This window comes from Neorhizobium sp. P1_A6, from assembly GCF_056406795.1.
On sequence record NZ_JBFTZM010000012.1, the window covers coordinates 1 to 25,221 of the forward strand.

Annotated in this window: 38 protein-coding genes; 17 read left to right on the forward strand and 21 right to left on the reverse strand. The window is 61.5% G+C overall.

Annotation, left to right across the window (positions count from 1 at the left end):
- Positions 1-135 precede the first annotated feature (135 nt).
- Positions 136-858, reverse strand: a complete 723-nt coding sequence (locus AC1D3C_RS22055) for a gamma-glutamylcyclotransferase (protein ID WP_477484352.1) — start codon at positions 856-858, stop codon at positions 136-138.
- Between the two features lie 239 nt (positions 859-1,097).
- On the opposite strand from AC1D3C_RS22055, the gene AC1D3C_RS22060 reads away from it, so the two are divergent.
- Entirely contained in the window at positions 1,098-1,985 is an 888-nt protein-coding gene (locus tag AC1D3C_RS22060; protein WP_477484476.1) for an alpha/beta fold hydrolase, read from the forward strand.
- Between the two features lie 20 nt (positions 1,986-2,005).
- Positions 2,006-2,152, forward strand: a complete 147-nt coding sequence (locus AC1D3C_RS22065) for a hypothetical protein (RefSeq protein ID WP_477484353.1) — start codon at positions 2,006-2,008, stop codon at positions 2,150-2,152.
- Positions 2,153-2,181: 29 nt separating this feature from the next.
- Here AC1D3C_RS22065 and tam read toward each other — a convergent pair whose 3' ends face one another.
- Positions 2,182-2,952, reverse strand: a complete 771-nt coding sequence (tam, locus tag AC1D3C_RS22070; protein WP_477484354.1) for a trans-aconitate 2-methyltransferase — start codon at positions 2,950-2,952, stop codon at positions 2,182-2,184.
- A gap of 195 nt (positions 2,953-3,147) precedes the next feature.
- On the opposite strand from tam, the gene AC1D3C_RS22075 reads away from it, so the two are divergent.
- Complete coding sequence (locus AC1D3C_RS22075; RefSeq protein ID WP_477484355.1) at positions 3,148-4,032, forward strand: branched-chain amino acid aminotransferase; 885 nt, start codon at positions 3,148-3,150, stop codon at positions 4,030-4,032.
- 36 nt (positions 4,033-4,068) lie between these two features.
- Here AC1D3C_RS22075 and AC1D3C_RS22080 read toward each other — a convergent pair whose 3' ends face one another.
- The 6 genes from AC1D3C_RS22080 to AC1D3C_RS22105 form a co-directional block, all read right to left on the reverse strand.
- The gene (locus tag AC1D3C_RS22080) at positions 4,069-4,386 is read right to left on the reverse strand and encodes a type II toxin-antitoxin system RelE/ParE family toxin (RefSeq protein WP_038540980.1); all 318 of its coding nucleotides are present in this window, start codon (positions 4,384-4,386) and stop codon (positions 4,069-4,071) included.
- On the reverse strand, positions 4,383-4,628 hold the full coding sequence (locus AC1D3C_RS22085; RefSeq protein WP_477484356.1) for a ribbon-helix-helix domain-containing protein: 246 nt from the start codon (positions 4,626-4,628) through the stop codon (positions 4,383-4,385). The genes AC1D3C_RS22080 and AC1D3C_RS22085 overlap by 4 nt, the downstream gene beginning before the upstream one ends.
- Before the next feature lie 103 nt (positions 4,629-4,731).
- Positions 4,732-5,019, reverse strand: coding sequence for a type II toxin-antitoxin system RelE/ParE family toxin (locus AC1D3C_RS22090; RefSeq protein WP_477484357.1), 288 nt, complete (start codon positions 5,017-5,019; stop codon positions 4,732-4,734).
- 7 nt (positions 5,020-5,026) lie between these two features.
- Positions 5,027-5,263, reverse strand: coding sequence for a CopG family ribbon-helix-helix protein (locus AC1D3C_RS22095; RefSeq protein ID WP_247037771.1), 237 nt, complete (start codon positions 5,261-5,263; stop codon positions 5,027-5,029).
- Between the two features lie 60 nt (positions 5,264-5,323).
- Positions 5,324-6,055: a sulfite exporter TauE/SafE family protein gene (locus AC1D3C_RS22100; RefSeq protein ID WP_247037800.1), complete on the reverse strand. Its 732-nt coding sequence runs from the start codon at positions 6,053-6,055 to the stop codon at positions 5,324-5,326.
- Positions 6,056-6,221: 166 nt separating this feature from the next.
- Entirely contained in the window at positions 6,222-6,536 is a 315-nt protein-coding gene (locus AC1D3C_RS22105) for a hypothetical protein (protein ID WP_477484358.1), read from the reverse strand.
- A 189-nt stretch (positions 6,537-6,725) separates the two neighbouring features.
- On the opposite strand from AC1D3C_RS22105, the gene AC1D3C_RS22110 reads away from it, so the two are divergent.
- The 4 genes from AC1D3C_RS22110 (at position 6,726) to AC1D3C_RS22125 (ending at position 9,090) form a co-directional block, all read left to right on the forward strand.
- Positions 6,726-7,328, forward strand: a complete 603-nt coding sequence (locus AC1D3C_RS22110) for a superoxide dismutase (protein WP_038540989.1) — start codon at positions 6,726-6,728, stop codon at positions 7,326-7,328.
- Positions 7,329-7,439: 111 nt separating this feature from the next.
- Complete coding sequence (locus tag AC1D3C_RS22115; RefSeq protein WP_038540993.1) at positions 7,440-7,811, forward strand: nuclear transport factor 2 family protein; 372 nt, start codon at positions 7,440-7,442, stop codon at positions 7,809-7,811.
- Positions 7,812-7,926: 115 nt separating this feature from the next.
- Entirely contained in the window at positions 7,927-8,178 is a 252-nt protein-coding gene (locus AC1D3C_RS22120; RefSeq protein WP_477484359.1) for a type II toxin-antitoxin system Phd/YefM family antitoxin, read from the forward strand.
- Between the two features lie 69 nt (positions 8,179-8,247).
- Complete coding sequence (locus AC1D3C_RS22125; RefSeq protein WP_247138565.1) at positions 8,248-9,090, forward strand: metallophosphoesterase; 843 nt, start codon at positions 8,248-8,250, stop codon at positions 9,088-9,090.
- Between the two features lie 2 nt (positions 9,091-9,092).
- On the opposite strand, the gene AC1D3C_RS22130 is transcribed toward AC1D3C_RS22125, so the two are convergent.
- Both AC1D3C_RS22130 and AC1D3C_RS22135 read right to left on the reverse strand, forming a co-directional pair.
- On the reverse strand, positions 9,093-9,737 hold the full coding sequence (locus AC1D3C_RS22130) for a ThuA domain-containing protein (protein WP_477484360.1): 645 nt from the start codon (positions 9,735-9,737) through the stop codon (positions 9,093-9,095).
- 96 nt (positions 9,738-9,833) lie between these two features.
- Positions 9,834-10,523, reverse strand: coding sequence for a helix-turn-helix transcriptional regulator (locus tag AC1D3C_RS22135; protein WP_477484361.1), 690 nt, complete (start codon positions 10,521-10,523; stop codon positions 9,834-9,836).
- Between the two features lie 135 nt (positions 10,524-10,658).
- On the opposite strand from AC1D3C_RS22135, the gene AC1D3C_RS22140 reads away from it, so the two are divergent.
- From AC1D3C_RS22140 to AC1D3C_RS22160, 5 genes are all read left to right on the forward strand, one after another.
- The gene (locus tag AC1D3C_RS22140) at positions 10,659-11,291 is read left to right on the forward strand and encodes a LysE family translocator (RefSeq protein ID WP_247137475.1); all 633 of its coding nucleotides are present in this window, start codon (positions 10,659-10,661) and stop codon (positions 11,289-11,291) included.
- A gap of 182 nt (positions 11,292-11,473) precedes the next feature.
- Positions 11,474-11,914, forward strand: a complete 441-nt coding sequence (locus tag AC1D3C_RS22145) for a c-type cytochrome (RefSeq protein WP_247037755.1) — start codon at positions 11,474-11,476, stop codon at positions 11,912-11,914.
- A gap of 80 nt (positions 11,915-11,994) precedes the next feature.
- Positions 11,995-12,909: a c-type cytochrome gene (locus AC1D3C_RS22150; protein ID WP_477484362.1), complete on the forward strand. Its 915-nt coding sequence runs from the start codon at positions 11,995-11,997 to the stop codon at positions 12,907-12,909.
- Positions 12,910-12,953: 44 nt separating this feature from the next.
- Positions 12,954-13,208 carry a type II toxin-antitoxin system HicA family toxin gene (locus tag AC1D3C_RS22155; protein WP_477484363.1) on the forward strand — a complete coding sequence of 85 codons (255 nt, stop codon included), beginning with the start codon at positions 12,954-12,956 and terminating at the stop codon, positions 13,206-13,208.
- Complete coding sequence (locus tag AC1D3C_RS22160; protein WP_477484364.1) at positions 13,205-13,534, forward strand: type II toxin-antitoxin system HicB family antitoxin; 330 nt, start codon at positions 13,205-13,207, stop codon at positions 13,532-13,534. Before AC1D3C_RS22155 ends, AC1D3C_RS22160 begins: the two co-directional genes overlap by 4 nt.
- A 16-nt stretch (positions 13,535-13,550) precedes the next feature.
- On the opposite strand, the gene AC1D3C_RS22165 is transcribed toward AC1D3C_RS22160, so the two are convergent.
- The gene (locus AC1D3C_RS22165) at positions 13,551-14,039 is read right to left on the reverse strand and encodes an N-acetyltransferase family protein (RefSeq protein WP_477484365.1); all 489 of its coding nucleotides are present in this window, start codon (positions 14,037-14,039) and stop codon (positions 13,551-13,553) included.
- Between the two features lie 186 nt (positions 14,040-14,225).
- Complete coding sequence (gene pip / locus AC1D3C_RS22170; RefSeq protein ID WP_477484366.1) at positions 14,226-15,212, reverse strand: prolyl aminopeptidase; 987 nt, start codon at positions 15,210-15,212, stop codon at positions 14,226-14,228.
- A gap of 84 nt (positions 15,213-15,296) precedes the next feature.
- Between pip and AC1D3C_RS22175 the strand changes: the two genes are divergently transcribed.
- Complete coding sequence (locus tag AC1D3C_RS22175; RefSeq protein ID WP_477484367.1) at positions 15,297-15,626, forward strand: toxin-antitoxin system TumE family protein; 330 nt, start codon at positions 15,297-15,299, stop codon at positions 15,624-15,626.
- A complete protein-coding gene (locus tag AC1D3C_RS22180; RefSeq protein WP_038541029.1) occupies positions 15,613-15,975 on the forward strand; it encodes an HVO_A0114 family putative DNA-binding protein in 363 nt (120 codons plus the stop codon). Before AC1D3C_RS22175 ends, AC1D3C_RS22180 begins: the two co-directional genes overlap by 14 nt.
- Before the next feature lie 19 nt (positions 15,976-15,994).
- Here AC1D3C_RS22180 and AC1D3C_RS22185 read toward each other — a convergent pair whose 3' ends face one another.
- Together AC1D3C_RS22185 and AC1D3C_RS22190 are read right to left on the reverse strand one after the other, a co-directional pair.
- On the reverse strand, positions 15,995-16,408 hold the full coding sequence (locus AC1D3C_RS22185; protein ID WP_038541031.1) for a MerR family transcriptional regulator: 414 nt from the start codon (positions 16,406-16,408) through the stop codon (positions 15,995-15,997).
- 153 nt (positions 16,409-16,561) lie between these two features.
- Positions 16,562-17,122 (reverse strand): hypothetical protein, encoded by a 561-nt coding sequence (locus tag AC1D3C_RS22190; RefSeq protein WP_477484368.1) that lies wholly within the window; start codon positions 17,120-17,122, stop codon positions 16,562-16,564.
- A gap of 127 nt (positions 17,123-17,249) precedes the next feature.
- On the opposite strand from AC1D3C_RS22190, the gene dmeR reads away from it, so the two are divergent.
- Together dmeR and dmeF are read left to right on the forward strand one after the other, a co-directional pair.
- Positions 17,250-17,522 carry a Ni(II)/Co(II)-sensing transcriptional repressor DmeR gene (dmeR, locus tag AC1D3C_RS22195; RefSeq protein ID WP_038541037.1) on the forward strand — a complete coding sequence of 91 codons (273 nt, stop codon included), beginning with the start codon at positions 17,250-17,252 and terminating at the stop codon, positions 17,520-17,522.
- Between the two features lie 20 nt (positions 17,523-17,542).
- Positions 17,543-18,526: a CDF family Co(II)/Ni(II) efflux transporter DmeF gene (gene dmeF / locus AC1D3C_RS22200; protein ID WP_477484369.1), complete on the forward strand. Its 984-nt coding sequence runs from the start codon at positions 17,543-17,545 to the stop codon at positions 18,524-18,526.
- A gap of 9 nt (positions 18,527-18,535) precedes the next feature.
- On the opposite strand, the gene AC1D3C_RS22205 is transcribed toward dmeF, so the two are convergent.
- The 5 genes from AC1D3C_RS22205 to AC1D3C_RS22225 form a co-directional block, all read right to left on the reverse strand.
- Positions 18,536-18,811 carry a hypothetical protein gene (locus AC1D3C_RS22205; RefSeq protein ID WP_477484370.1) on the reverse strand — a complete coding sequence of 92 codons (276 nt, stop codon included), beginning with the start codon at positions 18,809-18,811 and terminating at the stop codon, positions 18,536-18,538.
- 296 nt (positions 18,812-19,107) lie between these two features.
- The gene (locus AC1D3C_RS22210) at positions 19,108-19,623 is read right to left on the reverse strand and encodes a DUF1697 domain-containing protein (RefSeq protein WP_477484371.1); all 516 of its coding nucleotides are present in this window, start codon (positions 19,621-19,623) and stop codon (positions 19,108-19,110) included.
- 289 nt (positions 19,624-19,912) lie between these two features.
- A complete protein-coding gene (locus tag AC1D3C_RS22215) occupies positions 19,913-22,006 on the reverse strand; it encodes a S9 family peptidase (protein ID WP_477484477.1) in 2,094 nt (697 codons plus the stop codon).
- Positions 22,007-22,103: 97 nt separating this feature from the next.
- Positions 22,104-22,229: a hypothetical protein gene (locus AC1D3C_RS22220; protein ID WP_275452107.1), complete on the reverse strand. Its 126-nt coding sequence runs from the start codon at positions 22,227-22,229 to the stop codon at positions 22,104-22,106.
- Positions 22,226-22,471, reverse strand: a complete 246-nt coding sequence (locus tag AC1D3C_RS22225) for a hypothetical protein (protein WP_477484372.1) — start codon at positions 22,469-22,471, stop codon at positions 22,226-22,228. Before AC1D3C_RS22225 ends, AC1D3C_RS22220 begins: the two co-directional genes overlap by 4 nt.
- A 116-nt stretch (positions 22,472-22,587) precedes the next feature.
- On the opposite strand from AC1D3C_RS22225, the gene AC1D3C_RS22230 reads away from it, so the two are divergent.
- Positions 22,588-22,980, forward strand: coding sequence for a DUF930 domain-containing protein (locus AC1D3C_RS22230; RefSeq protein WP_247137485.1), 393 nt, complete (start codon positions 22,588-22,590; stop codon positions 22,978-22,980).
- Positions 22,981-22,982: 2 nt separating this feature from the next.
- On the opposite strand, the gene AC1D3C_RS22235 is transcribed toward AC1D3C_RS22230, so the two are convergent.
- A complete protein-coding gene (locus AC1D3C_RS22235) occupies positions 22,983-24,089 on the reverse strand; it encodes an AI-2E family transporter (protein WP_477484478.1) in 1,107 nt (368 codons plus the stop codon).
- Positions 24,090-24,230: 141 nt separating this feature from the next.
- Positions 24,231-25,094, reverse strand: coding sequence for a VOC family protein (locus AC1D3C_RS22240; protein WP_477484373.1), 864 nt, complete (start codon positions 25,092-25,094; stop codon positions 24,231-24,233).
- Positions 25,095-25,221: the final 127 nt, after the last annotated feature.

The following is a 25,221-nucleotide window of genomic DNA, read 5'->3' on the forward strand; positions in this document are numbered from 1 at the left end:
ATATTGACCTGCGCGGAATAGTAGCGTCTGTTTCTTGGGAGAGCCGGCGCTCCCAGCCAATCTCCCCACCTGTGGGGGAGATGCCCGGCAGGGCAGAGGGGGGCTGACACGGCCCGACCTCTCCCATTTCCCGCCTCACGCCCCGACCGCAACCGCCTCCCGCACATGCATCACCCGGATCTCCTTCGCCACCATCTCCTGCAACCGCCAGAGATTGCGGTCGCGGATGCCGAATTCGGCGAGATGCACGACGGTATTGTAGAGATATTCGGCACACGAGCCGCGATGCCCGCAGGCGCGCGCCAGAACCTTTGCGACCTCGTCGAGCGGCAGCAGCGGCCGGACGATGCGCTTGCTGGTGCCGCCGACCCAGAAGGTCAGCGCCCGTACGGTCTCGCCGGCCTGGGTGCGGACCGGCAGCCAGCGGAACGAGGTGAGGCTGTCGCGATGGCTGACCTCGCGGCGCAGTGCTTTTTCGATCTGGACGCGCTTGTCGTCGTCGGCCACCCGGTAGATCACCCCGTCGCAGCGGCCGCCGCGCGACAGCATCATCATCAGCCCCGGCTGTGCCGGCGAGCCGCGGCCGCGCTCGATTCTCAGCGAAAAGGAACGATGCCAGCCGAACGCTGCGGCCCGCTGGCAGGCGATGCTATCGAAGCCCGGCTTCCAGATCAGCGAGCCATAGGCAAACACCCAAAGCGGATCCTCGCCGATCTCAGCCGCCAGACGATCGGCGATCTCTATGAAATCGTCGTCGGTCAGCGGCTCCCACGTGGCCGGCTGCCCGGGATCGAGCTCCTCGCGAAAGCAAAGGTCGACCAGATCCTGCGTCAGCGACAATGTGGATGGTTTCGGCATGGCTTCGAACGGCTTTTCGGGCAGGACGACGAAAACGGGAAGGGTCGAGAGTGCAAGCCGAACCGGCCCGAGTCAACCATTTTGCTGCGTTGCGGCTACGCGCCGGGTGCGTCAAGCTGGAGAACCGCCGACGTCGCCGCGATGCGAAAAGTCGGCCTGGTGCCACGAAATGGTCACGGAACATTTCCAGCATGAACCTTTCTTGAAGGGCTGGCAGCCAAGGAGCGATGATCATGGACATGACCACCGAAGCCCCCCGGAAGAGGATGCGGGTAAAACACAAGTGGCTCGACCTCAACGGCATCAAGGTGTTTTACCGGGAGGCGGGCAGGGCCGGTGCACCCGTGCTTCTGCTGCCGCATGGCTATCCGTGCTCGTCCTATGAATTCCGCGAATTGATGCCCCGGCTTGCCGATCGCTGGCATCTGGTCGCGCCGGATTTTCCGGGCTCGGGCTATACCGACACGCCCTCCGGCTTTGCCTATGACTTCGATGGTTTCACCGGCTTCCTGGACGAGTTCACGCAAACGCTCGGTCTCGACCGGTTCGCGCTCTACCTCCATGATTTCGGGTCGCAGATCGGTCTGCGCCTGGCGATCCGGCACCCGGAGAAGATCGCCGCGCTGATCATCCAGAACGGCGATATCTATGAGGACGCGCTTGGTCCCAAATATGCCGCCCTGCAGGAATTCTGGCGCAACCCGACCGAGGAAGGCCGCCGCAAGATCGCCGGCGCCGTCAACGAGGAGGGTTTCAGGGAGGAGTTCCTCAACGAAGTGCGGCCGGAGATCGCCGAACGCATCTCGCCCGACCTCTGGAAACTGCATTGGGCCCTGATGGATGAGCAGCGGCGGCAGATCGCGGTCGATGTCATCGCCGGGCTGCGCGAGAACGTCGCCTGGTTTCCGCGTTATCAGCAATATCTGCGCGATCGCCAGCCGCCGACCCTGATCGTCTGGGGTCCCCAGGACGGCTACATGCCGGAAAAATCCGCCCGCGCGTTCCTGCGCGACCTGCCGAGGGCGGAACTTCATCTTCTCGATGGTGGTCATTGGCTGCTGGAAACCAATCTCGACGAGGTCGCCCCGCTCATCCGCGACTTCCTTGGCCGGGTACATTCCGGTTGAGGGCCGGGGGAGAGTTTTTGATGCGTTGGCTTTTTATCGCGGTGCTGATGATCCTGGTCGGTTGTGTCCTCAGCATCATCTGGATGAACGATTCCGGTGTCGGCCGGATGGAAGTCACGCAGCCCCAGGCGCAAAACCCGCTGGCCCCGCCTCCGGGCACCCCTTGAAGCCTTGGGGCACGCCTTGAAGCCGCCCTTCAGGCTTTCACTGCGACGATGAAGAACCGCGGGAAGCGCAACAGCACCCGCCCGTCGGCCATCGGCGGGTAGGCCTTGGCGATGCGGGCGGTATAGTCGGCCGCAAAGGCTTCGGCATGAGCAGGGCCGGCGGCGTCGAGATAGGGGCGGAGCCCGGTCGCCTTGACCCATTCGACGATCGCATGCGCATCGCCAAGCGGATGGTAATAGACCGTGTGCCAGACGTCGACGCGGGCGGATTTCGGCACCAGCCGGTCGAAATAGGCGGCCGGCTGATGCAGGACCGGGCGGCGCACCCTGCCGCCTTCGAAAGCGGCCTTCCACGGGCCGGCGGCACCGGTCTCTTCCATCAGCGTATGGCTCGGCTCGGAGAGGTTGTCCGGCATCTGTACCGCCAGCACGCCGCCGGGCGCCAGGTGGTCCATCAGCCGGGCGAGCACGGAAATATGGTCCGGCACCCATTGGAACACGGCGTTGGCATAAAGCAGGTCGGCCGGCTCTTCCGGCACCCAGGTCTTCAGATCGGCCTTGGTGAATTGCGTGTCGGGCAGGCGCTTGCGCGCCGCCGTCAGCATGTTGTCGTCGCTGTCGAGGCCGGTGACATTGGCGGCCCCGAAACGTGCCGCGATCAGCTCCGTCGAATTGCCCGGGCCGCAGCCGAGGTCATAGGCCCGGAACGCCGAGCCAAGCGGCACCTGCGCCAGAAGATCGCGCGCCGGCCGAGTCCGCTCGTCCTCGAATTTCACATATTGCTCCGCAGACCATGCCATTTCCGTCTTCCTTCGATCGTGTCTGGCTGGAACATGCCACTCCCGCACCCCGGTCTCCATGGGCAAAATTATCAATTTTTGTGATGATCCATTTCATATTATCGCTTGACCTCGGTGGCGGGGCCGGACTTCACTCACCCCGCAATTTTGAAGCGCATCATGCGAGTGACACCCAGAATGACCAAGGAGACCGCCATGCCCGTCAATACAGCCCCGCGTACCAACACCTGGACGTTCGTGGACGGCGAATGGCTGGAGGGCAATCCGAAGCTGATCGGACCGACCTCGCATGCCATGTGGCTCGGCTCCACCGTGTTCGACGGCGCCCGCTGGTTCGACGGCATTGCCCCGGATATCGACCAGCATTGCCAGCGCGTCAACCGCTCGGCCAGGAACATGGGCATGCAGCCGGTGATGCAGCCCGAGGAGATCGAGGCGCTCGCCTGGGAGGGCGTCAAGAAGTTCGACGGCAAGACGGCGATCTACATCAAGCCGATGTACTGGTCGGAACACGGCATGCCCTACAGCGTCGTCACCGCCGATCCGGAATCGACCCGTTTCGCGCTCTGCCTATTCGAGGCGCCGATGCAGACCGCCAAACCCTCGTCGCTCACCGTCTCACCCTATCGCCGCCCGAACCCGGAAGTGGCGATGACCGGCGCCAAGACCGGCAGCCTTTATCCCAATAGCGGCCGCATGATCATGGAAGCGCGCAACCGCGGCTTCGACAATGCGCTGGCACGCGACATGAACGGCAATGTCGCCGAAACCGCGTCCTCGAACATCTTCATGGTCAAGGACGGGGTGATCATGACCCCGGTCGCCAACGGCACCTTCCTTGCCGGCATCACCCGCTCGCGCGTCATCAACCTCCTGCGCCTCGGCGGTTTCGACGTGCGCGAGATGACGCTGACGGTCGAGGATTTCATGGATGCCGACGAGATCTTCACCTCCGGCAACTATTCCAAGATCGTGCCGGTCAACCGTTTCGAGGAACGCCAGCTCCAGGAAGGCCCGGTCGCCCGCAAGGCGCTGGAACTCTACATGGACTGGGCCCGCTCCCCCGGCGACGAGGCCTGAAACCTCCAGGCGGCGGCGTGTGAGGCAGGCGATAAGTTAGAATTCGTCGTCTTCGACGTCGTCCGCGCCGGTAAGGCTTTTGCCACCATAAAGAATACGAGCAATCGTGACGGTATTCTCATCCACGCGAAAGGCGATGGTTGCCTTTCGGCGATACCCCACGAGCCTCAAGCCCGGCTCTACGTCGTTGCGGAGGGTTCCCCGTTTGGGGAAAGTGCTGAAGCCATTGCAATGGTCAATGATCCTGCGGATATAAGCACGCGCGAAATCATCTCCGGTCTTGCCTGACAGGTAATCGAACAGATCGGCCAGATCCAGACGCGCTTCGAGGGAGAGGATGACTGAATATTTCATGCACCGATCGATCTTCGATCCCTGGTCTGCATGTATTCTTCAAGTTCTTTTCTCGTCTCTTCAATCGTGCGCCCCCTGCTGGGATCGGCATCATGCGCTCTCAGCGCCGGCACGACCTCGTCCCGCAGCCAGCTTTCTATTCCCGCATCATGATCCGCCAGATACCGCAATCCTTCGGCGACCACCTCGCTCTCGTTAGCAAATTCGCCGGACGCGACTTTCTTCTGGACGAGTTCGGCCATGTCTTCCGGCAGGGAGATGGTAATCGATCGGTTCGGGCGCATCTGTCGGTTCCTGTTCGCGGGCAAGCCTATCACAATCGGGCAAGGGACGCCATTTTCGCTGTCACACCTTGTCAGGCCATTCCTGGGCGCCATGCTGGACGAAAAGCACCTCCACCTGGTTTTCCGTCACACGATAGGCGACGACGTAAGGCGTGCTGACGATCACCAGCTCGCGCGTGCCGCTGATTTCACCGAGGCGCCCGATAAATGGATTGTCCGATAGCAGCCGAACGGTCTTCGAGTGGATCTCGTGCACGACGCGGGCTGCCGCGCGCGGGTTACGCTCGCCGATATAATCTCCGATGCTTGCTAATTCTCGTAGATAGCGCCGGGTGAAAACGATCCGCACGGGAAGCTTAAGCCGGCCCGTACTTGGTCAACACGGCAGCGATTTCCGCCTCCGTCGCGAAACTGCCGTTGTCTGCGTCGGCAAGCCCTGCCTCCACCCCAGCGATCCACTTTTCCTGCCAGGCGAGCGAGCGACCGTGAGCCAGCGCGTCTTCGATGATCTGCCCGCGCGTCAGCCTGGAGCGGGCCGCGAGCTGGTCGACACGGCGGCTGAGGTCCTCGGAGATTTCGGCGTCGTTCTTCATGAGATAAGTCTGCCATATTCCACGTGCGGCCGCCAGTCTGGCCGGTCGTATGTCCTCCCCTCACACAAGCCGGACCGCGGCCGTGCCGATGATGATCATCGAGACGGCGATCATCAGGGGTTTGACCGGCAGGTAGCGGACGATGAAGGCGCCGATCGGGGCGGCCAGGATGCCGCCGAGGATGAGGCCGAGGGCAGAAGATAGTTCCGACCAGCCGAGCGCCATGATGAAGGTTGCGGAAATCAGGGTGGTGACGGCGAATTCGGTGAGGTTGGTGGAGCCGATCACCTTCTTCGCGTCGTGGCCGCGGCCGAGCAGCGAACTGGTGACGATCGGCCCCCATCCGCCGCCGCCCATCGCATCGAGCAGTCCGCCAGCGCCGCCGACATAAGGCACGATCCAGTCGCGCACGTCGCGCGGAAACTTCGGCTGAAAGGCCTTGTAGAGGATGAACAGGCCGATGGCGATCAGGTAGACCGAGACGAAGGGCTCGATCGCCTTGCCGTCGATATTCGACAGAACATAGGCGCCGATCGCCCCGCCGATCATACCTGCCGGCGCAAGCCTTGCCACCAGCCGCCAATCGACGTTGCGGTTATAGAGATGCGACAGTCCCGAGGCGGCGGTGGTGAAACACTCCGTCACGTGGGTCATGGCGCTTGCAGCCGCAGGCGCGACGCCGATGGCAAGCAGACTGGTCGTCGTCAGCACCCCGAAAGCCATGCCGAGCGCCCCGTCGACAACCTGTGCGAAGAAGCCTATGGCAACGAAGATCAGGAAATCAGACGTCAGGAAGTCGAGCGACATGCAGCCTCCTCTTTGCCACGGGCGTTCGCTTTCAATCCGCAGGCGTGAAGAAAGGTTCCCGTTTTACCCGCGCGGGAAGGTCGCCAGACGAGCGGAAAAGTTGTCGGCCCATCGTCGTGGTCGCGCATCTGCGCCGCCTGATCCGGTGAGACTACTTCACCGTCAGCTTGTCTGCGGAGATTTGGCCGCCGATCTCGGCCTTGCGGGTCTTCTTGTCGAAGGCGCAGATCGTGCTGATCGTCACGTTGGCGCCGACCGCCTTGCCGGAGACGATGGCGAGCCCGTAGCTCTGGCTGCCGAAGGGATCGACCAGTGCCTTGCCGTTCTCGATCAGCCCCTTGGCGGCGGTCACGCACCCCTTGGCCACCTCCGAGCGGAAGTTGGACCAGGCGTCGTCCGAGGCGGCGTGCGTAACGGTGACGCCGGATGCGAGGAGGACGGCGGCAAGAGCAAAAGTGGTCTTCATCAAACGGGCTCCGAATCGTGATCTGGCCCGTTTCTTGTATCTCGAAATTTCAGCAAGTTCTTGACCCGATTGGCTTGATTTTTGGCAAAGTTACCGTTGCCTCTTGGGCCTTGCGCTCCTATGTTCCCGCACGACGCTTTACCCAGGTATCTGCCGAACCCAGGTAGCTATCGAACAAGGAGTAGACCAATGGCTTTCGAACTTCCCGAACTCCCCTACGACTACGAAGCCCTTTCGCCCTTCATGTCGAAAGAGACGCTCGAATTCCACCACGACAAGCATCACAAGGCTTATGTCGACAACGGCAACAAGCTCGCTGCCGAAGCCGGCATGGCTGATCTGTCGCTCGAGGAGGTCGTCAAGAAGTCCTTCGGCACCAACCAGGGCCTCTTCAACAACGCTGCCCAGCACTACAACCACGTCCATTTCTGGAAGTGGATGAAGAAGGGCGGCGGCGGCACCAAGCTGCCGGGCAAGCTCGAGGCGGCGGTCGCCTCCGATCTCGGCGGCTACGACAAGTTCAAGGCTGACCTGATCGCCGCCGGCACGACCCAGTTCGGCTCCGGCTGGGCCTGGCTTTCCGTAAAAGACGGCAAGCTCGTCATCTCCAAGACCCCGAACGGCGAAAACCCGCTGGTTCACGGTGCAGAGCCGATCCTCGGCGTCGACGTCTGGGAACATTCCTATTACATCGACTACCGCAACGCCCGCCCGAAATACCTCGAAGCCTTCGTCGACAGCCTGATCAACTGGGACTACGTCCTCGAGCGCTACGAAGCCGCCACGAAGTAATCGCGCGGCTTAATCGTCGGTCTTTTCGAGAACACCCGGTGTCGCAAGGCGCCGGGTGTTTTTTGTTTTTGAACTCCGTCATCGGGACGGAAAGCAGCAGGGGAGCAGGTTATGGATGAGCAATCGATAGAGATGGTCCTTGCGGAACTCGCCGCCCGCGAGCCGATCTTCGATGACCGTAAATTCGGCACCAGCCGGGAGGCACTGGAGGCGATGACCGAAGAGACGTTCTGGGAGATAGGCGCGAGCGGCAGGGTCTACGGCCGGGATTTCGTCATCGCTACTCTTCTTGAGCGATACCGTACACAGGAACAGCATAACTGGCCTTGCCGGGATTTCACCATCAGCCGCTTCGCCGACGATCTCTATCATCTGTCGTATACCCTGGAGGAGCCCGACCGCCTCAGCCGGCGCTCCACGTTCTGGAGGAACACTGCGACCGGCTGGAAGATCGTCTTTCACCAGGGAACGGTGATCGCTTGAAGGACGGGTTTCCGGATGGCGATGACTTTGGTCTGCTCCCACTTGGATTTTTTATTGGAAAGACCCAGAATGGCTTCTTGCAACAATTTTGGAGGCTGAATTGCCGGATGTCAGCTTGAAGAATGTCAAGGCGGGCCTTTCCGGCTTTGCCGATCAGGCGGATGCTGGCGAATTCGTAACAATGACCCAGCATGAAAAGCCGGCGGCGGTGATCGTCAGCCTCGAAGCCGCTGAGGTCGCCGGGAAAGCTGTGCCGGAGGATGGCTCCAATCTCGTCCGGTATCTCCGGAATTTTCACCTTGATGCCGACATCGATGACGATGTCTTTACCAGAAATTCCTCCCCGAGCCGTGAGCCCGATCTTTAACGGGTTTCCTTGTTGATACGAATGCCAGGGCGTCACACGCCTGTCACAGCCACCTATTACCTCCGCGAAATGCCCCACGAAAAACCGCTCCTCCGCTTCGGCGTGATTGCCGATCCGCAATATGCCGACCTACCGCCATGGCTGGAGATGGACCGTTATTACGCCAACAGTCTCGACAAGCTGCGCCAGGCGATCGATGTGCTGAACGGCGAGGATCTCTCCTTCGTGGTGACGCTTGGCGATCTCATCGACCGCGGCTGGGAGAGCTACGATCCGGTGCTTTCCGTCTATCGGGGCCTGCGCCACGAAAGCTTTCTGATGCCGGGCAATCACGATTTCTTCGTCGCGCCGGAGCAGCTCGATGATGTCCACAAACGGCTCGGCATGCCGGCCGCCTGGCACGACTTTGCCCGAAGCGGCGTCCGCTTCGTGGTGATCGACGGCAACGAGATCAGTCTGTTTTCCACCCCGGAAGGCCATCCGCGCCACACGCTTGCGCAGCAGCGGCTGGAAACGTTGCTGGCCGAGGGCGCGATCAACGCCAAGGAATGGAACGGCGGCATTAGCGACGAGCAGTTCGCCTGGCTGGAGGCGGTGCTTGCGCGCGCCAGTGCGGCGGACGAGAAGGTCGTGGTCATGGGCCACTATCCGCTCTACCCCGAAAACGAGCACAATCTCTGGGGTTGCGAGCGGCTGACCGATCTCTTCGCCCGCTCCGGCAACGTCATCGCCTATTTGAACGGCCATAACCACGTCGGCAATCTCGGCCGTGCCGGAAACACCTGGTACGTCAACTTCAAGGGCATGGTCGATACGCAGGCGGAAAACACCTTTGCCGTCGTCGAGATCTTTGCCGACCGCATCGAGATCATCGGCCACGGCCGCGAGGAAAGCCGCACCCTCGCTCTCTAGGCTCAGCCGCGCGCCGCCCAGGAAAGCCCGCGCCGCAGGATGCTGCGCATCTGCGGATGCTCGAACTCGGCCGCTACATGGCCAAGCGCCGAATAGAAGATCCGTCCCTTGCCGAAATGGCGCTTGAAGACGACGGGCATCGTCACGTTGCGCACCGCCTCGTCATATTCGCCGGTAAAGGTCGTCGTCGCGAGGATTTCGACCGACGGGTCGTAATGCAGGTAATACTGCTCCGACCGGTAGTCGAAATCCGCAATGCCCTGCATCACCGGGTCGTTGGGGCGAGTGACGTTGACGCGGTAGTCGATGATATTGCCGGGATGCGCCACCCAGGTGACCCCGGCAAGATAACGGAAGGCAGCACTCTCCTTGAAGGAGGTTGCAAGCGCCCCGTGGTGACCGCCAAGCCCAAGCCCGCCGCGCACCGCCTCGACGAGCGCATTGGCATCCACCCTTTCCAGCTTTTCGCCGGTAATGATCGGCACCAGCAGGTCGGCAGCGGCGATATTCTGGGAACCGAAGATGCCGAGATCGCCCGTAATCTCGACCGAAAACCCGTCCTCGCGAAGGATGTCGCCGGTAATGCCTGCGCATTCCTCCGGTTCATGGATCTTCAATCCGCCCCAGACGATGATGGCCTTGCGCATTCGATGTCTCCCATGCCCTGCTGATTCCTGACGAAGCGGGCGCACCATAGGGATAAAGCCGCCGGCTGTCAGGGGAGGGCGAAGGTCACGGGGCGGTCACATCGGCGGACTGCTCCAGCCCTGAACCCACAGCGACCGCAGTTTTTCGCCTTCGCCACGGAAGAAATCTTCCGCCAGTTCGCAATGCTCCACCCGGTCGGCGCGAAAATTGCGGATCGCCTGCCTCAGTTCGCACCAGGCGACGATATTGGCTGTCTGTGAATAATAGATCAGTGCCACCGGCCGGATCGTCCGTTCCGTGGCACGGCCATATTCGTCGCGGTAGTCGAGCGCCAGCTTCTGTTCGTCGCGGATCGCCCGGCGCACCATCGCCAGGTCAAGCGCGTCCGGCACCGGCGCGACCGAGCCCCAGGCATGCAGCGCATTGGCGGAAAACGTGCCGGCAAGCGGCGCCGGCACTACGGCGGCGATCTTGCGGTTCACCTGCTTGGCCGCCTGCCGCAGTTCCGTGTCGCCGGTCCGTTCCAGCAGCGCGAGCGCCAGCACGATCGCCTCCGTCTCCTCGATCGACAGCATCAGCGGCGGCAGCGTGAAACCGGGGCGCAGGATATAACCGATGCCGCGCCCGCCTTCGATCGGCACCCGCATCGCCTGAAGCGCCGCGATATCCCGGTAGATCGAGCGCACGGTGACTTCCAGCTGAACGGCGATCTCCGCCGCCGTCACCGGCTTTCTGGCAAGCCGGAGGATCTGGATGATCTCGAACAGGCGCGAGGCCTTGCGCATGTCGGGTTTCCTTGTGGGCAGACGATCGCTACTGACAACACGCTGTCAGTTGAGCTGCCGTATAGGAGCGCATATCCGATTGAAAAACAAGGCTTCGGCATTCGAAGCCGATGATCCAAGGCTCTGGAAACTGACATGACTTACACCGAAAACCTCTGGCTCTTTTTTACGCTTCTGTTCGGCATCATCGTCGTGCCGGGCATGGACATGATCTTCGTGCTCGCCAATTCGCTGACCCGCGGACGCACCGCGGGCATGGCTGCCACCGCCGGCATCATCGCCGGCGGGCTGGTGCACTCGCTTTATGGCGCGGTCGGCGTCGGCCTGCTCGCAAGCCTGATGCCGGTCCTGTTCAAGCCGCTTTTGATCGTCGGCGCGCTCTACATGGCCTGGATCGGAGTGAGCCTGATCCGCAGTTCGATCACCGTCGATCATGTCGGCCCGGCGGACACGCGGTCGAACTGGGAAGCGTTCCGGCGCGGCGCGGTCACCTGCCTCATCAATCCCAAGGCCTATCTGTTCATGCTCGCCGTCTATCCGCAGTTCTTGCGGCCGGATTTCGGCCCGCTTGCCCCACAGGCGACAATCATGGCGGCGATGACAGCCACGACCCAGTTCGCGATCTATGGCGGTCTCGCCGCCGCCGCCGGCCACGCGCGAAAATTCCTGGTCGGCAACGGCAATGCGACGATCTGGGTGGGACGGATCGCCGGCCTGCTGCTGCTTGCCGTGTCCATGCTGACGCTCTGGGAAGGGGTGATGGCCTGAAGGGCAGGCGACGGCCGTCCGGGCAACAGACACAGTTCCTTCATATTCCGTGCCCGACGGGCAACAGGCGGGCCGCTCGCGGCGTCATGACAGGAACGTTACTTTTTTCAAACGCATAAGCCGGCAATCATGATCCTCGCAAAACTGCGCCGGCGTGACCGGCTCAATGAGGAGAAGAATGGATGAAGTTTAAACTGATTGCCGCCGCCGCGGCCGTACTCTGTCTTGGATTTACGGCTGTGACCGCGCAGGAAACCCCAATTGCCAAGCGCCAGGCGCTGATGAAGGGTATTGGCGGCGCAGCCGGCGCTCTGGGTGGCATCGCCAAGGGCGAAAAACCCTATGACCAGGCAGCGGTCCGCACGGCGCTGACCACGATCAGCACCAATATCAAGGCTTTCCCCGATCAGTTCCCGGCAGGTTCCGAGACGGGCGACAAGACCAAGGCGGCACCGGCCATCTGGGAAAAGAACGCCGAATTCCGTGGGAACGCACAGAAGCTCGGCTCCGATGCGGAGGCTGTTCTGGCGTCCATGCCGGCAGATCAGGCCGCTGTCGGCAAGGCGCTGCAGACRCTCGGCGGCACCTGCAACACCTGCCATCAGAATTTTCGCCTGAAGTGATCGCGGCCCTTAGCATCGGGACGGCCGCAGTTTTCTGCGGCCGTCCTTGCATTGCAAAGTAACGCCAGAGGATGAAGGCAATGGCATCGATATGGTCAAGAATCTTGGCGGCTGGCGTCGTGGTGATCGCCGCCGGCACAGCCATGGCCTGGGCGCCGACCAAGCCCGATCCCTATCCAGATTCCTATTGGGCAGGTCTCGGCGCCCCCGATCTTGCCAAGGGGGAGCAGCTTTTCTGGGCCGGCGGCTGCGCGAGCTGTCATGCCGCGACCGGCGCCACCGGCGATGCACTCAAGGTTCTCTCCGGGGGCAGGGCGCTGCCGAGCCCGTTCGGCACGTTTCATATTCCCAATATCTCGCCCGACCCGAAAGCCGGCATCGGCAACTGGACGCTGGCGCAGTTCGGCAATGCCACCACCCGCGGCGTTGGGCCTGACGGCGAACACCTTTTTCCGTCTTTCCCCTACGGTTCCTATTCCAGGCTTTCGGCCAAGGATGTCAACGATCTCTTCGGGTACCTGAAGACCCTGCCGGCGAGCCCCAATGTCGCCCCGCCGCACGAGCTGCCGTTCCCCTACAATATCCGCCTGGCGGTCGGCGGCTGGAAATTGCTCTATTTCAACGACCAGCCGCGGGTTGAGCTCGCGTCGCTCGATGACAAGGTCAAGCGCGGCCAGTTCCTGGTCGAAGGGCCCGGCCATTGCGGCGAATGTCATACGCCGCGCGACGCGACGGGCGGTTTTTTCCCCGACCGCTGGCTTGCCGGCGGTCCCAATCCGGAAGGCAAGGGAACCATCCCCAACATCACGCCGGGCTCGAAGGATATCGGTTCCTGGAGCGAGAGCGACATCGCCGGTTATCTCGAAACCGGTTTTACCCCCGATTTCGACACCGTCGGCGGCTCGATGGTCGAGGTACAGCAGAACATCGCCCATCTGCCAAAAAGCGATCTGGAAGCGATTGCGGCCTACCTGAAGGCGGTGCCGGCGAGGTAGGTGGATTGCTTGCAAAATCTGCTAGCATGCATTAAAGTGCTAGCATGAACAGCAAGCAGCGCAAGACGCTTGTCGCCATATTTCGGGATTCGGTGTCGCCGTCCATCGATTGGAGCGACGTCGAAAATCTTTTGATCGCGGTTGGATGCCATCTGCTCGAGGGCAGTGGATCGCGAGTTCGTTTTGAAAAAGACGGATTGGTCGTGTTTTTCCATCGACCCCACCCGGATAAGGAAGCGAAGCGATATCAGATCAAGGATGCGCGGCTTTTTCTGTCTCAGTTAGGAATAGAGCCATGAATGTCTTGGAATATAAGGGATACTCGGCCCGCATCGAATTCGATGCCGAAGACGAGATTTTTGTCGGGCACATCGCCGGCATCGCCGATGTCGTCGGCTTTCACGCCGATTCCGTCGTCGATCTCAAGACCGCCTTCCACGAGGCGGTCGACGATTATCTGGAAACCTGTGAACGACTTGGAAAATCTCCGCACAAGCCCTATTCCGGCCGGGTGATGTTTCGCATCGACCCCGACGTTCACGCCCGTGCCGCAAAAGCAGCGGAACTGGCTGGAAAAAGCCTCAACGAATGGGCAGGCGAAATCCTGGCCAAGGCCGCCGGATAGGCCTCGGCCGCAGATTTCACGCCAGCGCCTGAGTGTAGCGCATGCCGGTGACCGGGCGCGGCTTGAAATCCATCTGTTCGTAGAAGCGGTGGGCGGCGAAATTGCCGGTGGCGGCGCTGACCGAAAGATAGTCGCAGCCGGCATTTTTGGCGATTTCGCGGGCGCGTGACACGAGATGCTGGCCGATGCCGTGGCCGCGATGGCCGTCGCGCACGAAGAGATGGTGCAGGTCCATGCCGCGGGTGCCTTCTTGCGCCCGGTAGAGTGGCACGAGGATAGCGTAGCCGATCAGATCCGAGCCGGTATCGGCAACAAGCGCGCTGATCCAGGGCATGGCGCCGAACAGGTCACGCTCGAGTTTTTCGGGGGTGATGGCGGCGGGGTCGTTGTGATGCGCGGCAARCAGCGCGATCATTTCGTTGAGTTCCGGCAGGTCGCGCGATTTCGCGTTGCGGATCGTCACGACCGGCGGGCGGGGCAGGGTGATATCGGTATCTTCCGTCATTTCCGGCATCCTTTTTCGGTCTTCTTGCCGTCAGGTGCCGTTTGAAACAACAAAGCCGCCTGACGGCGGCTTGTTGACATGGTGATCTGTCGAGCCGCCCTTTAAAGGAAGGCCCAAAAATACGAGCAGGCGGTGGTCGTGCGCGTGTTGATCATGGCGTCTAGATGCTCCCGATCTCAAATCTTGTCAAGCGCCATCCGCGAAACGGCTGGCGGCCGCCACGATCGCCTCCGCCATGCCCTGATCGGCGGTAGAATGGCCGGCATTCTCGATCATCACCAGCTCGCTTCCCGGCCAGGCTTTTGCCAGATTGAAGGCAGTCGCCGGCGGCCCCTGCAGGTCGAGCCGGCCCTGGATCAGCACGCCCGCTATCCCGGCAAGCCGATAAGCCTCGCGCAATAGCTGGCCATCCTCCAGCCAGGCACGGTTCTCGAAATAATGGACGCAGAGCCGCGCCCGGGCGAGCACGAAAGCCGGATCCTGCCAGCGGGCCGGCAGTCCGGCCTGCGGTTCCGCCGAGATCGAGCCTGCCTCCCAATGATGCCAATCGAAAGCGGCCTTCTGGCGGATAGCCGGGTCCGGGTCGTTGAGAAGCGCATGGTAGGAGGAAACAGGATGGCGGTCGCGCAAGGGCTCCGGAATGGCCGCGACGAACTTTTCCCAGGCCTCCGGCAGGAAGATCGACAGCCCGTCATAGAGCCAGCCGATCTCGGTAAAGCGCGTTGTTGTGACGCCGGCGAGGATGATCGCGCGGACGTGTTCGGGAAACGCCTGCGCATAGGCCAACGCCAGCGTCGCGCCCCAGGAGGAGCCGAATACCAGCCAGCATCCCACCTGCAGGTGCTTCCGCAAAGCCTCGATATCGCCGATCAGATGCTGTGTCGTGTTGTCGGCGAGATCGTTTCTGAAATCCCCGGCATTCGGCGTGCTGTTCCCGCAGCCGCGCTGATCGAACTGGATGATGCGCCACACCGCCTGATCGAAATGCCGCCTGGCGCTTTCCGACATGCCAGACCCCGGCCCACCATGCAGCAACAGCACCGGCTTGCCGCCTGGATTGCCGGAAAGGGCAAAGAAGATCCGGTTGCCGTCGGGCCTGTCGAGGAAGCCGGTCTGGTATGGGGCGAGGGCGGGGAAGAGGGTGGGCGGCGTGGTTGGCATCTGTTCGGTCATCTGCATTCCTTCCCGTTGCGTCTCCACCCCGCCCGTCCAATGCGCGGTTCCGATAGGCGCCTTCCTGCTTGCCGATTGCTCGTGATGGAGTATATTACATCAGGCATCACGAGGCCTCGAATGGCGAAAGCGACATTGGTTCAGAGGACGCGTAGCTATCTGCGGGAAGGCGTGTTCGTTGAAGTCGTGATCTGGCAGGTGCCGGCTTCGCTACGCGGAAGCGCTCATGAATTCAAGTACAGCATGGCGCTGGTGGCCGGAGGCGAGTGCGTGTTGCGATATGACAATGAAGCTGGAAAAGGCGATCACAGGCATTTCGGTACGCTGGAAACAGCCTATTTTTTCAAGGATATCGACCAGCTTCTGGCCGATTTCACTGCCGACGTGAGAGGATGGCTGCGTGACAACCCTTAAGGTGAAGATCGAAACGCTCGAACAGTCCATGGCGTCGGTTTCTGAAGCCGTAAAGGCGTCCAAAGTCGGTGAGCGCAGGCCCGCGACGAGTGTATTGTCATTTCCTTCCTGGGAGATGCTCCATCGTGTTCTGGCGCCGAAACGGCTGGAAATCGTGCAGGCGATGACGGGCCAGGGGCCTTTGAGCATTCGGGAGGTGGCCCGCAGGGTCGACCGGGATTTCAAGGGTGTGCACAGCGACGTGGACATGTTGCTGGTCAGTGGCGTGATCGATAAGGCCGAGGGCGGGGGGATCGTCTTTCCCTATGATCGTATCCACCTGGAATTCGACATCGAGGCTGCCGCTTAAGGCAAGCCGTCGCCGCCCGTCAATGCTCCCCCTCGCACAGCCCGTGGTCGGATAGCGCCCGGATCACATAACAGTCCTCGATCGAATGGCCGTCGCAGTGCGAGATGATCCGTTCGAGTTCGTGCTCCAGCTTCTTGAGCTTCTCGATCTTTTCGCGCACGGCGACCAGATGATCGGCGGCGATCCTGTCGGCGTTGACGCAAGGGAGGTCGGGGTGCTGGCTGAGCGCGATCAGTTCGCGGATCGCCGGGATGTCGAGCCCGAGGTCGCGGGCGTGTCGGATGAAGGCGAGCCGTTCGAGGTCGTTTCGCTCATAACGTCGCTGGTTGCCCTCCGAACGTTCCGCCGCTTCGATAAGACCCATCTGCTCGTAATAGCGGATGGTCGGCACCTTGACGCCGGTGCGTTTCGAAAGGTCGCCGATCGACAGCATGGCTGAAAATTCCTCTTGTAGCTCTAGTCACTAGAGGAATTATCTAGTCAGTCATCGGCATGAAGGCAAGCGGGGGACATGGCGCCGGTCGCCCAACGTAAAACGGCCACAGCCCTGGCTGACAAGGCTGCGGCCGCTGAAGGCTTTGTAACCTTACATGGAGAGCAGCGGATCGTCCTCGGTGCCGTTCTGCTGCTGCTGTTGTTGTTTCTGCGCGTTGCCCTGCGCCAGGGCCGCTGGATTGCCGCCCATGTCCATCGTCGCTTCCTGTTTCTGGCCGTTGACGCCCATGGCTTCGAGGATCGCCTTTCGGATATCCGCCTCGACCGCCTCGCGGTCTTTCGCCGACATGATCTTGAGATCGTGTTCAGTAATATCCTTGTCCTTGAGATATTGTTCGCGGATGCGCTCGGCGAAGGTCTTCTTGGCGAGACCCAGGAATTCGTCCTCGTCTTTCGTCGAGGGCGCTTCGCCAAGCCAGGTATCGCCGGGGTTCTGGTCGATGTCGACACCCTGGCTTTCCATCGTCCAGAGGCTGTCGGCCAGTTTCGCGCCGAACACCGTGTCGCTGCCGGTCATGCCGCCCGATACGGACTGCCGCGGCGCCGCGTAGTCATTGGCGCTGCCGCCCGAAGCATTCTTGTCGCCGCTGTTCTTGCCAAGGATACCGTAAAGAGATGCGTAATATGGGTTGGTGCTGCCAATTGTCGTCATCGCGACTCTCCTCGTGTGAGACCACTAGCGGCTTAGGTCCCGAAACCTGCGCGGAGCTTTCGGATTCCACTTGTGTCGGCTGTGCATGGAAAGATAGGGTACCCCCCTATATTACGTGGAGACGCTCGTGGCGCATACCATTCGGGAACAGGCAAAGCTTCTGGCGCGGGTGCGCCGGTTGAAGGGGCAGATGGAGGCGGTCGAGCGGGCGCTCGAGGCCGAGGCGCCTTGCGGCGAGGTGCTGCAACTGCTCGCCTCGATCCGCGGCGCGCTCGCCGGGCTGACCGGCGAGGTCATGGAAGATCACCTCCATGAGCATGTGCTGCATGCCGACAATGAAAAACAGAGGGCGCAGGCGGTGGACGAACTCGCCGAGGCGCTCCGCACCTATATCCGCTGATCGAGACGAAGGAGAAGACAATGGCCCATTCCATCGAGGAGCTGGAGCACGAGCACGTGTTTCTGGGCGCCGACCATGAGCGCAACGAGCGCAAGGTCTGGCTGGTGATCGCGCTGACCGCGACGATGATGGTGGCGGAAATCGTCGCCGGCTCGGTCTTCGGTTCGATGGCGCTGACGGCCGACGGCTGGCACATGTCCACTCATGCCGGCGCCATGCTGATTGCGGCGCTCGCTTATCTCTATGCCCGCCGCCAGGCCCGCAATCCGCGCTACACGTTCGGCACCGGCAAGCTTGGCGATCTCGCCGGCTTCGCCAGCGCCATCGTGCTCGCCCTGATCGCGCTGTTGATCGCCTGGGAGAGTTTTGCCCGCCTCGCCAATCCGGTTGCGATCGATTTCGACCAGGCGATCTTCGTGGCCGTAGCCGGGCTGGCGGTCAACCTGCTCAGCGCCTGGCTGCTGCGGGAGGATCATCATCCCCATGACGGCGGCCATGCCCATGACGGCGGTCATCATCATGGCGGCCATCACGGACACCACGGTCATCATGGCGCCCATGCGCACGGGGCTGCCAAGGATCACAATCTGCGCGCCGCCTACCTGCATGTTCTTGCCGATGCGCTGACCTCGGTGCTGGCGATCGTCGCGCTCGCTCTCGGCCGGTCCTACGGCTGGTCCTGGCTGGACCCGGTCATGGGTGTGGTCGGCGGCCTGGTGATCGCGCGCTGGTCTTGGGGGCTGATCCGGGTGACCGCGACGATATTGCTGGATGCGCAGCCGGATGACCAGGAACTGGCAGGCAAAATCCGCCGGAGCGTCGAGACGGAGGAGGACAGGATTTCCGACCTGCATGTCTGGCAGGTAGGGCCGGGGCACCATGCGGCAATCGTCGCGCTGGTCACGCCAAACCCCCAGGCGCCGTCCTTCTACAAGGATAAGCTCCGGAACATCCGGGATCTGTCGCATGTGACGGTGGAGGTCACGCCGGCTCAAGCAGCGTAGAAGGGCATTTTAGAATTCGACGAATTCCTGGTAACGGCCTTCGACCCAGTCCTGCTGGGCGGCCCGCACCTGCATGTCGACGTTTGCGGAACCCGCATCGTCGATTTCCATGACCCAGAGCGCGTTGGCAAGCGAAGGCGACAGCAACGTGCTGCTTCCCGTCAGGGCATTCGGAGAACGCTGGGCGGCGACAGTCTCGCGCTGGGGCGCTTCTTCGACTTTCCGGTCCATCTCTTGTGCCCGGTTGGGATAATAATAGCCGTTGAGGCCGCTATCGATCTTCATGGCGAAACGCCCGTGTTCAGAATGGTTAACAAATAGTTAACGCACGAAGCTTGCGCGAGGCTTGCGTCTGATGTTTCGGTTTGACGGCAGGGGCTTGACAAAAAAATGACAATGAACGGCTGTTCGGCGCGTTCCGCATCCGTTCTGGTTGCTGATAAACCTGTCGGATATCGCTCTGCGGGTCCCTAGCCGCTCAAGGTAAAGCCGCTCTGGCGGGCGAAATCCGAGCCACGCCCGGGACGTGAAAGATGACAGCATGGCAGACGATCGGAATGACGATGCCTGCCATCGGACGTTCAGCCTTCCATGACGCGGGCCATTTCGGCGAGCTTGCGCACGGTGTTGAGATTGCGCGACGTACCTGGTTTCAGCGCCGGCAGCTTCAGCTTCGATTTGCCCGAGCCGATCGGATAATGGACATAAATCTCGCGCCCGGCGACGACAGCCTCCTCGCCATCCGGCGCGACCATCTTGTCGAGTGCGTCGTTCGAGGCGTTTTCGGGCAGGAAATGCACGAGCAGGAAATTCGGCTTGGCCTCGGGGAAGGGCGCGTTTTCGGCAATCGCCTCCAGCTCTCCGGTGGAGCGCACCATCACGCCCGGCTTCCTGCCGAACTTCCGACCCAGCGCCTCGTCGAGCTTGTCGGCCACCTTTGCCTCCGCCTCATCTGACCGGAACAGCACATTGCCGCTCTGGATATAGGTCTTGACGTCGGCGAAGCCGAGATTTTCGCAGATCGCCTTGAGTTCCGTCATTTGAAGCACGGTTCCGGCGACATTCACTGCGCGAAGCAGGGCAATGTAGACAGTCATTTCTCACCTCACCAAGGGCAACCCGTTAGCGCGTTCCGGTGTCGCCGGACTTGCATTGAAGGGCATCGCGCATCCGCCCCCCTCTGGCCTGCCGGCCATCTCCCCCACGGGTGGGGAGATCACAAGCGGCGCGACCATCGCTTCCAAACAAGCGTCGTGCAGCGCGCAGGATGAGACGCTGAGTGTAGAGCGGTGAGCTAGCGCCCAGCCAATCTCCCCACCTGTGGGGGAGATGGCCGGCAGGCCAGAGGGGGGCGGACACGGCATACCCTCTCCGTTAGAATCGCCCTTACATCTTCCCCGCCACCTTGATCGCAAACGCATATTCGAACGCTATCTCCTCCAGCCGCTGGAAGCGACCCGACTTGCCGCCATGGCCGGCTGCCATGTTGGTCTTCAAAAGGATCGGCGCGGTTCCGGTCGAGAACTCGCGGACCTTGGCAACCCATTTGGTCGGCTCCCAGTAGGTAACGCGCGGGTCGGTCAGACCGGAAATGGCGAGGATCGGCGGATAGGGTTTCGCCTCGACATTGTCGTAAGGCGAGTAGGCGGCGATCCACTGGTATTCTTCGAGGCTGTCGATCGGGTTGCCCCATTCCGGCCATTCCGGCGGGGTGAGCGGCAGCGTATCGTCGAGCATGGTGTTGAGCACGTCGACGAAGGGAACGGCGGCGATGATGCCGGCGAATTTTTCCGGTGCCATGTTGGCGATGCCGCCCATCAGCATGCCGCCGGCCGAACCGCCTTCAGCGATGATGTTCGCGTAGGACGTGAACTTCTCTTGATTCAGATAATCAGCAGCGGCGATGAAGTCTTTGAACGTGTTCTGCTTGTGCTCCATCTTGCCGGTCTCGTACCAGGCAAAACCCTTGTCCTTGCCGCCGCGAATATGGGCGATGGCATAAACGAAGCCGCGATCGGCGAGCGACAGGTTGTTGGTCGAGAACCCGGCCGGAATGGTGATTCCGTAGGCGCCGTAGCCATAAAGCAGGCAGGGCGCCGAACCGTCGAGCGGCGTATCTTTCCGGTAGAGCAGCGAGACCGGCACCAGTTCGCCGTCATGCGCCGGCGCCATCACACGGCGGGTGACGTAGTCGTCGGGATTGTGGCCCGACGGCACTTCCTGGGTCTTCAGGAGAACCCGCTCGCGGGCGGTCATGTCGTAGTCGTAAAGCTGGCTCGGCGTCGTCATCGACGAATAGGAAAAGCGGATGACGTCGCTGTCGTATTCGGCAGCACCTTGTAGGCCGAGCGAATAGGCCTCTTCCGCAAAGGCGATCGCATGTTCCTCGCCGGTCGTCCGGTCGCGGATGATGATCTGCGGCAGCCCGTCCTTGCGCTGCAGCCACAGAAGATAACGGGCGAACGCCATGTGGCTGATGATCAGCCGGCCGGGCTCGTGCGGCACGACCTCGGTCCAGTTCTCTTTGCCCGGCGCGGTAACCGGCGTTTGGCAGATCTTGAAATCCTTGGCGTCGCCGTCATTAGTGAGGATGTAGAAGACGTCGCCGCCCTCGGTCATCGAATATTCGATGCCTTCCTCCCGCTCGGCGACCAGCGACGGTTCGGCCGTCAGATCCTTGGTCGAGAGCAGCCGGTATTCCGATGTCTCGTGGTCGTGGATGTCGATATAGATGAAGTCGTCGAGCAGCGATCCGCCGACGCCCATGAAGAAACCCGGATCCTCCTCCTCGTAGACCAGTCTGTCTTCCGATTGCGGCTGGCCGACGATGTGATGGAAGACTTTCGAGGGCCGGTGGTTCTCGTCCTGCAGCGTATAGAAGAAGCTCTTGCCGTCAGGCGCCCAGACCCCGCCGCCGCCGGTATTTTCGACCACGTCGGCAAGGTCTTCGCCCGTGGCAAGGTCGCGGATGCGCAGGGTGAAATATTCCGACCCCTTGTCGTCGTAACCCCAGATGCCGCGGGAATGGTCGCTCGTGTGGTCGATGCCGGAAAGCCGGAAATAGTCCTTGCCCACCGCTTCCTTGTCGCCGTCGAGCAGGAGGTGTTTTTCGCCGCCGTCGCGCGGGGTGCGGAAATAGTGCGGCTGTTCGCCGCCGGTCACGAACAGCGTGCCGTAGGCGAACGGCCCGTCCTTCATCGGCACGGAGCTGTCGTCTTCCTTGATGCGGCCGCGCATCTCGGCAAACAGCTTCTTCTGCAGCTCGGCCGTGTCGCCCATGGCCGCTTCCATATAGGCGTTCTCGGCCTCCAGATGTCTGCGGATTTCCGGATCGAGGAGCGACGGATCCTTGAACATCGCCTGCCAGTTGTCGGCCCGGAACCAGGCGTAGTCGTCGGTGCGGGTAATCCCGTGGCGGGTATCGGAAACCGGCTTCCTGGGCGCAACGGGAGCGGCGGGAAGATCGGTGAAGGGCGATATGCGGGAGGTGGCCAAGGAAGCACTCCGATTGTGATGCGAGGAGTGCCAGAGATAGGGGGCGCTTGGGCGCTAGGCAAGCGGGGTAAGGGTGGCGTGCTTACTTCTTCTTGGGCTTCTGGTTCGGCAGAACACCATCTCGCCAGCTTTGCCAGAAGACGAAAGCAACGACGAGTGCCAAACCAACCGCTGGCATCAGAAGCAGGATGAGTTGCTCGCGTGTCATTTGCTGAGTCCTCTTAAGATCCAACTACCCGCAAAATGTAATGCTGCACCGAATAAAAAGCAAACTGCCATGGTTCCGCCGATGGAGACCAAATCCCTTGATATCGCGGAAAGCTCGTACATTGCGCGAACAATCGGCGTGAATACGCCGATCAGAATGGCGCCGATCCCGATATTGTTCAGGAAGGTTGCGCGCAGTTTGATCTGTTCCTTCTTGGCATCCGAAAGCGCACCGTCCGTCATCCGGCCTCAATACCTCCACCCGATCACATCATCCTATTTCCCGTTCTGGTAGGTGGTCAATTGCGTGACCGTCTCATAGTTTCCGGCCGTCCGAGTCATATTGGATAGGAAATGACATGATAAAACCCTGGTCAGTCGCAGCATTGGCTCTTCTTTCCGCCCTGCCGGCGCATGCTCTCGATGCCCATATCGTCCGGCAGCTCGATGCGCTCGCCCCGGATGAACGGCGCGAACAGCGCTGCGATATCGAGGCGATGGATCGCATCAAAAAGGACAACAAGGGCGAGTTCAAACCGGATAAGGTGATCGCCTATACCTTTTCCCAGCCGGTCGAAGATGGCAACGCCATCCGGGCGCCGGGTGCTGTCTTCCGCAGTGCCGGCGACTGGTATCGGCTCAAATACAAGTGCGAGACCGGCGACAAGGGTCTGGAAGTGATGTCCTTCGACTACAAGATCGGTTCGAAAGTCCCGCGCGAAGAGTGGGAAAAGTATTACCTCTACGAGTGACATCATCCCGGCAGGTGCGGCACCGTCTTCCGGTCGGGGAAAAGCTCGTTCAGCACCGTCATCATGATGAGGGAAAGCGGCAGGGCGAGCATCGCCCCGACCGCACCCCACATCCAGGTCCAGAACAGGATGGCGATGAAGACGATGAAAGGGTTGATTTCCCACTGCCGGCCCATGATCGCCGGGAAGAGCAGGTTCTCCATCGCCAGGTGGACGGTGAAGAAGATTGCCGCCGGGATCAGGCCGAGGAAAAAAGCGTCATGGGTGAGAATGCCGGCGATCGCCACCGAAACAGTCATCAGCGTGATGCCGATGAACGGGATGAAGCTTGAGACGAAGGCGAACAGGCCCCACAGCACCGGCATCGAAAGCCCGCCGAAATAGGCGATCAGCGCCATCACCACCCCGAGCCCCAGATAGAGGAGGCTGGCGGTCGCGAAATAATAACCGAGCACCTCGTCGATCGAATTGAGCACCCGGATCGCCATCAGCCGCTGCCGGCGTGTGGGGAAGGCAAGAATGATCGTGCGCCGCAACCGCACCCGGCCATAGAGGAAAAGCAGCAGGGCCGCAAAGAAGATCATTCCCTGGACGATCGCAGGGGTCAGGTTGGCGGTGACGATGCCAAGGATATTGCCGGAATTCTCGATCAGCGACTGCATCGACATCGGCCCGGTCTCGAATGTCGCGGGCGAAACGTTGATCCAGTGCTGGCTTTCGAGGAACGGCTTGACGCGGTTGATGGTCCGCTCGATGAAATTAGGGCCTTCCTGGATCAGCTTCGCGACCGGTTCGGCAAGCGAATTGATGATCAGGAACAGGGCCGCGAAGACCAGCGTCGAGAGAATGAAGGCAATGCCGAAACGGGGCACGCCCGCCTTGCCGAGGCGATCTGCGACCAGCCCGAGGATCAGGCCGACGACGATGGCGAGCGTCACGGGGATCAGGATCAGCGACATGTAATGGACAAGCGAGAAGAACACGATCGCGAAAATGCCGATCACCGCCCATGCCATCGCCACGTCGAGCGCCTCGCGCCCAAGCGGCAGGTTCTCGGCGGCCTCGATATCTTCCGGACGTAGGACCGCCTCCTTGCGTTGCGCCGACATGTCCGTCAGGTGTTTCTTCAGCTTGCCATTGCCGCGCGCACTCATGATTGTCATGTCCAGAGGTCCCCGTGATCGCTCTCAACGCGAAAGCGGCGCTCCGGTTCCGGAACGCCGCTTGTCCGCAAACGGGGGTGGCTGCGCTCAGGCGGCGAGCGTCAGGCCGATGCCCCACGGGTCTTTCAGCGACCAGCCTTCAGCGGTTTTGGTGGCGGCGATCTCCTGGGCATCGAGCGCCGTCAGCGCCCTGTCGAGCGCCGCCTTGTCGTTGAACCGGACGGTGTAGTCCGAGAGCCCGGTCATATTGCCTTCGCGGGCCTGCGCACCGCGGCTGTTCCAGATATTGGCGGCGATATGGTGGTGGTAGTCGCCGGTTGCAAAGAAGCTCGCGCCCGGATACCGCGCCATCACCTTCAGGCCCAGCACGTCGCGATAGAAGGCGTCGGCCTGCGGAATATCGCCGACCTGCAGATGGATGTGACCAACGGCGGTGCCATCGGCCATGCCGTCAAAGGCCTGCTTCGGAGCGCTGTTGTAAAGTTCCTGCAGGTTCAGGCGTTCGGTCGCCATGGCGATCGTACCGTCCGGCTGATAGGTCCATTCCTGCGGGGTTCGGTCGCGGTAGATCTCGATTCCGTTGCCTTCAGGGTCGGATAGATAGATCGCCTCGCTGACGAGGTGATCGGAGGCACCCTCCAGCCGGATATTGTTGTCGGCGGAATGTGCCAGCCAGTGGGCTAGCTCCTGCCGGTTTGGCACCAGGAAAGCAGTGTGGAACAGGCCGGCGGCGTTGCGCGGCGCACGGGCGACGTTTTTGCCGGTCGAAAGCGTCAGGAGCGGTTGGCCGCTGACGCCCAGCACTTCGCCGCTCGGGTTCTTTTCGATGACCTGCAGGCCGATAATGTTCTGGTAGAAGCCGGAAACCAGGGCCAGGTCGCTGACGACCAGATGCGCGCCGCGGACATGGGCCGGGCGGGTCAGGGCGAAGGGTTGCATGACGTCGGACATATCGAAATCCTTTCGGGCATGGGGCGGGTGAACGCCTCGTTGCAACCTATATGGCCCATGCCCATCGTTCACGATAGAGCGCAAACTGGCGATGGATCGTCTCCAAATTATGGACAATGAGCGGGTT

What these genes read in the sequence shown, in the direction of transcription:
- AC1D3C_RS22055 (WP_477484352.1), bottom strand. Translation starts at nt 858, where the DNA reads ATGCCGAAACCATCCACATTGTCGCTGACGCAGGATCTGGTCGACCTT.
- AC1D3C_RS22060 (WP_477484476.1), top strand. Translation starts at nt 1,098, where the DNA reads ATGACCACCGAAGCCCCCCGGAAGAGGATGCGGGTAAAACACAAGTGG.
- AC1D3C_RS22065 (WP_477484353.1), top strand. Translation starts at nt 2,006, where the DNA reads ATGCGTTGGCTTTTTATCGCGGTGCTGATGATCCTGGTCGGTTGTGTC.
- tam (WP_477484354.1), bottom strand. Translation starts at nt 2,952, where the DNA reads ATGGCATGGTCTGCGGAGCAATATGTGAAATTCGAGGACGAGCGGACT.
- AC1D3C_RS22075 (WP_477484355.1), top strand. Translation starts at nt 3,148, where the DNA reads ATGCCCGTCAATACAGCCCCGCGTACCAACACCTGGACGTTCGTGGAC.
- AC1D3C_RS22080 (WP_038540980.1), bottom strand. Translation starts at nt 4,386, where the DNA reads ATGAAATATTCAGTCATCCTCTCCCTCGAAGCGCGTCTGGATCTGGCC.
- AC1D3C_RS22085 (WP_477484356.1), bottom strand. Translation starts at nt 4,628, where the DNA reads ATGGCCGAACTCGTCCAGAAGAAAGTCGCGTCCGGCGAATTTGCTAAC.
- AC1D3C_RS22095 (WP_247037771.1), bottom strand. Translation starts at nt 5,263, where the DNA reads ATGAAGAACGACGCCGAAATCTCCGAGGACCTCAGCCGCCGTGTCGAC.
- AC1D3C_RS22105 (WP_477484358.1), bottom strand. Translation starts at nt 6,536, where the DNA reads ATGAAGACCACTTTTGCTCTTGCCGCCGTCCTCCTCGCATCCGGCGTC.
- AC1D3C_RS22110 (WP_038540989.1), top strand. Translation starts at nt 6,726, where the DNA reads ATGGCTTTCGAACTTCCCGAACTCCCCTACGACTACGAAGCCCTTTCG.
- AC1D3C_RS22115 (WP_038540993.1), top strand. Translation starts at nt 7,440, where the DNA reads ATGGATGAGCAATCGATAGAGATGGTCCTTGCGGAACTCGCCGCCCGC.
- AC1D3C_RS22125 (WP_247138565.1), top strand. Translation starts at nt 8,248, where the DNA reads ATGCCCCACGAAAAACCGCTCCTCCGCTTCGGCGTGATTGCCGATCCG.
- AC1D3C_RS22130 (WP_477484360.1), bottom strand. Translation starts at nt 9,737, where the DNA reads ATGCGCAAGGCCATCATCGTCTGGGGCGGATTGAAGATCCATGAACCG.
- AC1D3C_RS22135 (WP_477484361.1), bottom strand. Translation starts at nt 10,523, where the DNA reads ATGCGCAAGGCCTCGCGCCTGTTCGAGATCATCCAGATCCTCCGGCTT.
- AC1D3C_RS22140 (WP_247137475.1), top strand. Translation starts at nt 10,659, where the DNA reads ATGACTTACACCGAAAACCTCTGGCTCTTTTTTACGCTTCTGTTCGGC.
- AC1D3C_RS22150 (WP_477484362.1), top strand. Translation starts at nt 11,995, where the DNA reads ATGGCATCGATATGGTCAAGAATCTTGGCGGCTGGCGTCGTGGTGATC.
- AC1D3C_RS22155 (WP_477484363.1), top strand. Translation starts at nt 12,954, where the DNA reads ATGAACAGCAAGCAGCGCAAGACGCTTGTCGCCATATTTCGGGATTCG.
- AC1D3C_RS22160 (WP_477484364.1), top strand. Translation starts at nt 13,205, where the DNA reads ATGAATGTCTTGGAATATAAGGGATACTCGGCCCGCATCGAATTCGAT.
- pip (WP_477484366.1), bottom strand. Translation starts at nt 15,212, where the DNA reads ATGACCGAACAGATGCCAACCACGCCGCCCACCCTCTTCCCCGCCCTC.
- AC1D3C_RS22175 (WP_477484367.1), top strand. Translation starts at nt 15,297, where the DNA reads ATGGAGTATATTACATCAGGCATCACGAGGCCTCGAATGGCGAAAGCG.
- AC1D3C_RS22185 (WP_038541031.1), bottom strand. Translation starts at nt 16,408, where the DNA reads ATGCTGTCGATCGGCGACCTTTCGAAACGCACCGGCGTCAAGGTGCCG.
- AC1D3C_RS22190 (WP_477484368.1), bottom strand. Translation starts at nt 17,122, where the DNA reads ATGACGACAATTGGCAGCACCAACCCATATTACGCATCTCTTTACGGT.
- dmeF (WP_477484369.1), top strand. Translation starts at nt 17,543, where the DNA reads ATGGCCCATTCCATCGAGGAGCTGGAGCACGAGCACGTGTTTCTGGGC.
- AC1D3C_RS22205 (WP_477484370.1), bottom strand. Translation starts at nt 18,811, where the DNA reads ATGAAGATCGATAGCGGCCTCAACGGCTATTATTATCCCAACCGGGCA.
- AC1D3C_RS22210 (WP_477484371.1), bottom strand. Translation starts at nt 19,623, where the DNA reads ATGACTGTCTACATTGCCCTGCTTCGCGCAGTGAATGTCGCCGGAACC.
- AC1D3C_RS22220 (WP_275452107.1), bottom strand. Translation starts at nt 22,229, where the DNA reads ATGACACGCGAGCAACTCATCCTGCTTCTGATGCCAGCGGTTGGTTTG.
- AC1D3C_RS22225 (WP_477484372.1), bottom strand. Translation starts at nt 22,471, where the DNA reads ATGACGGACGGTGCGCTTTCGGATGCCAAGAAGGAACAGATCAAACTG.
- AC1D3C_RS22230 (WP_247137485.1), top strand. Translation starts at nt 22,588, where the DNA reads ATGATAAAACCCTGGTCAGTCGCAGCATTGGCTCTTCTTTCCGCCCTG.
- AC1D3C_RS22235 (WP_477484478.1), bottom strand. Translation starts at nt 24,089, where the DNA reads ATGTCGGCGCAACGCAAGGAGGCGGTCCTACGTCCGGAAGATATCGAG.
- AC1D3C_RS22240 (WP_477484373.1), bottom strand. Translation starts at nt 25,094, where the DNA reads ATGTCCGACGTCATGCAACCCTTCGCCCTGACCCGCCCGGCCCATGTC.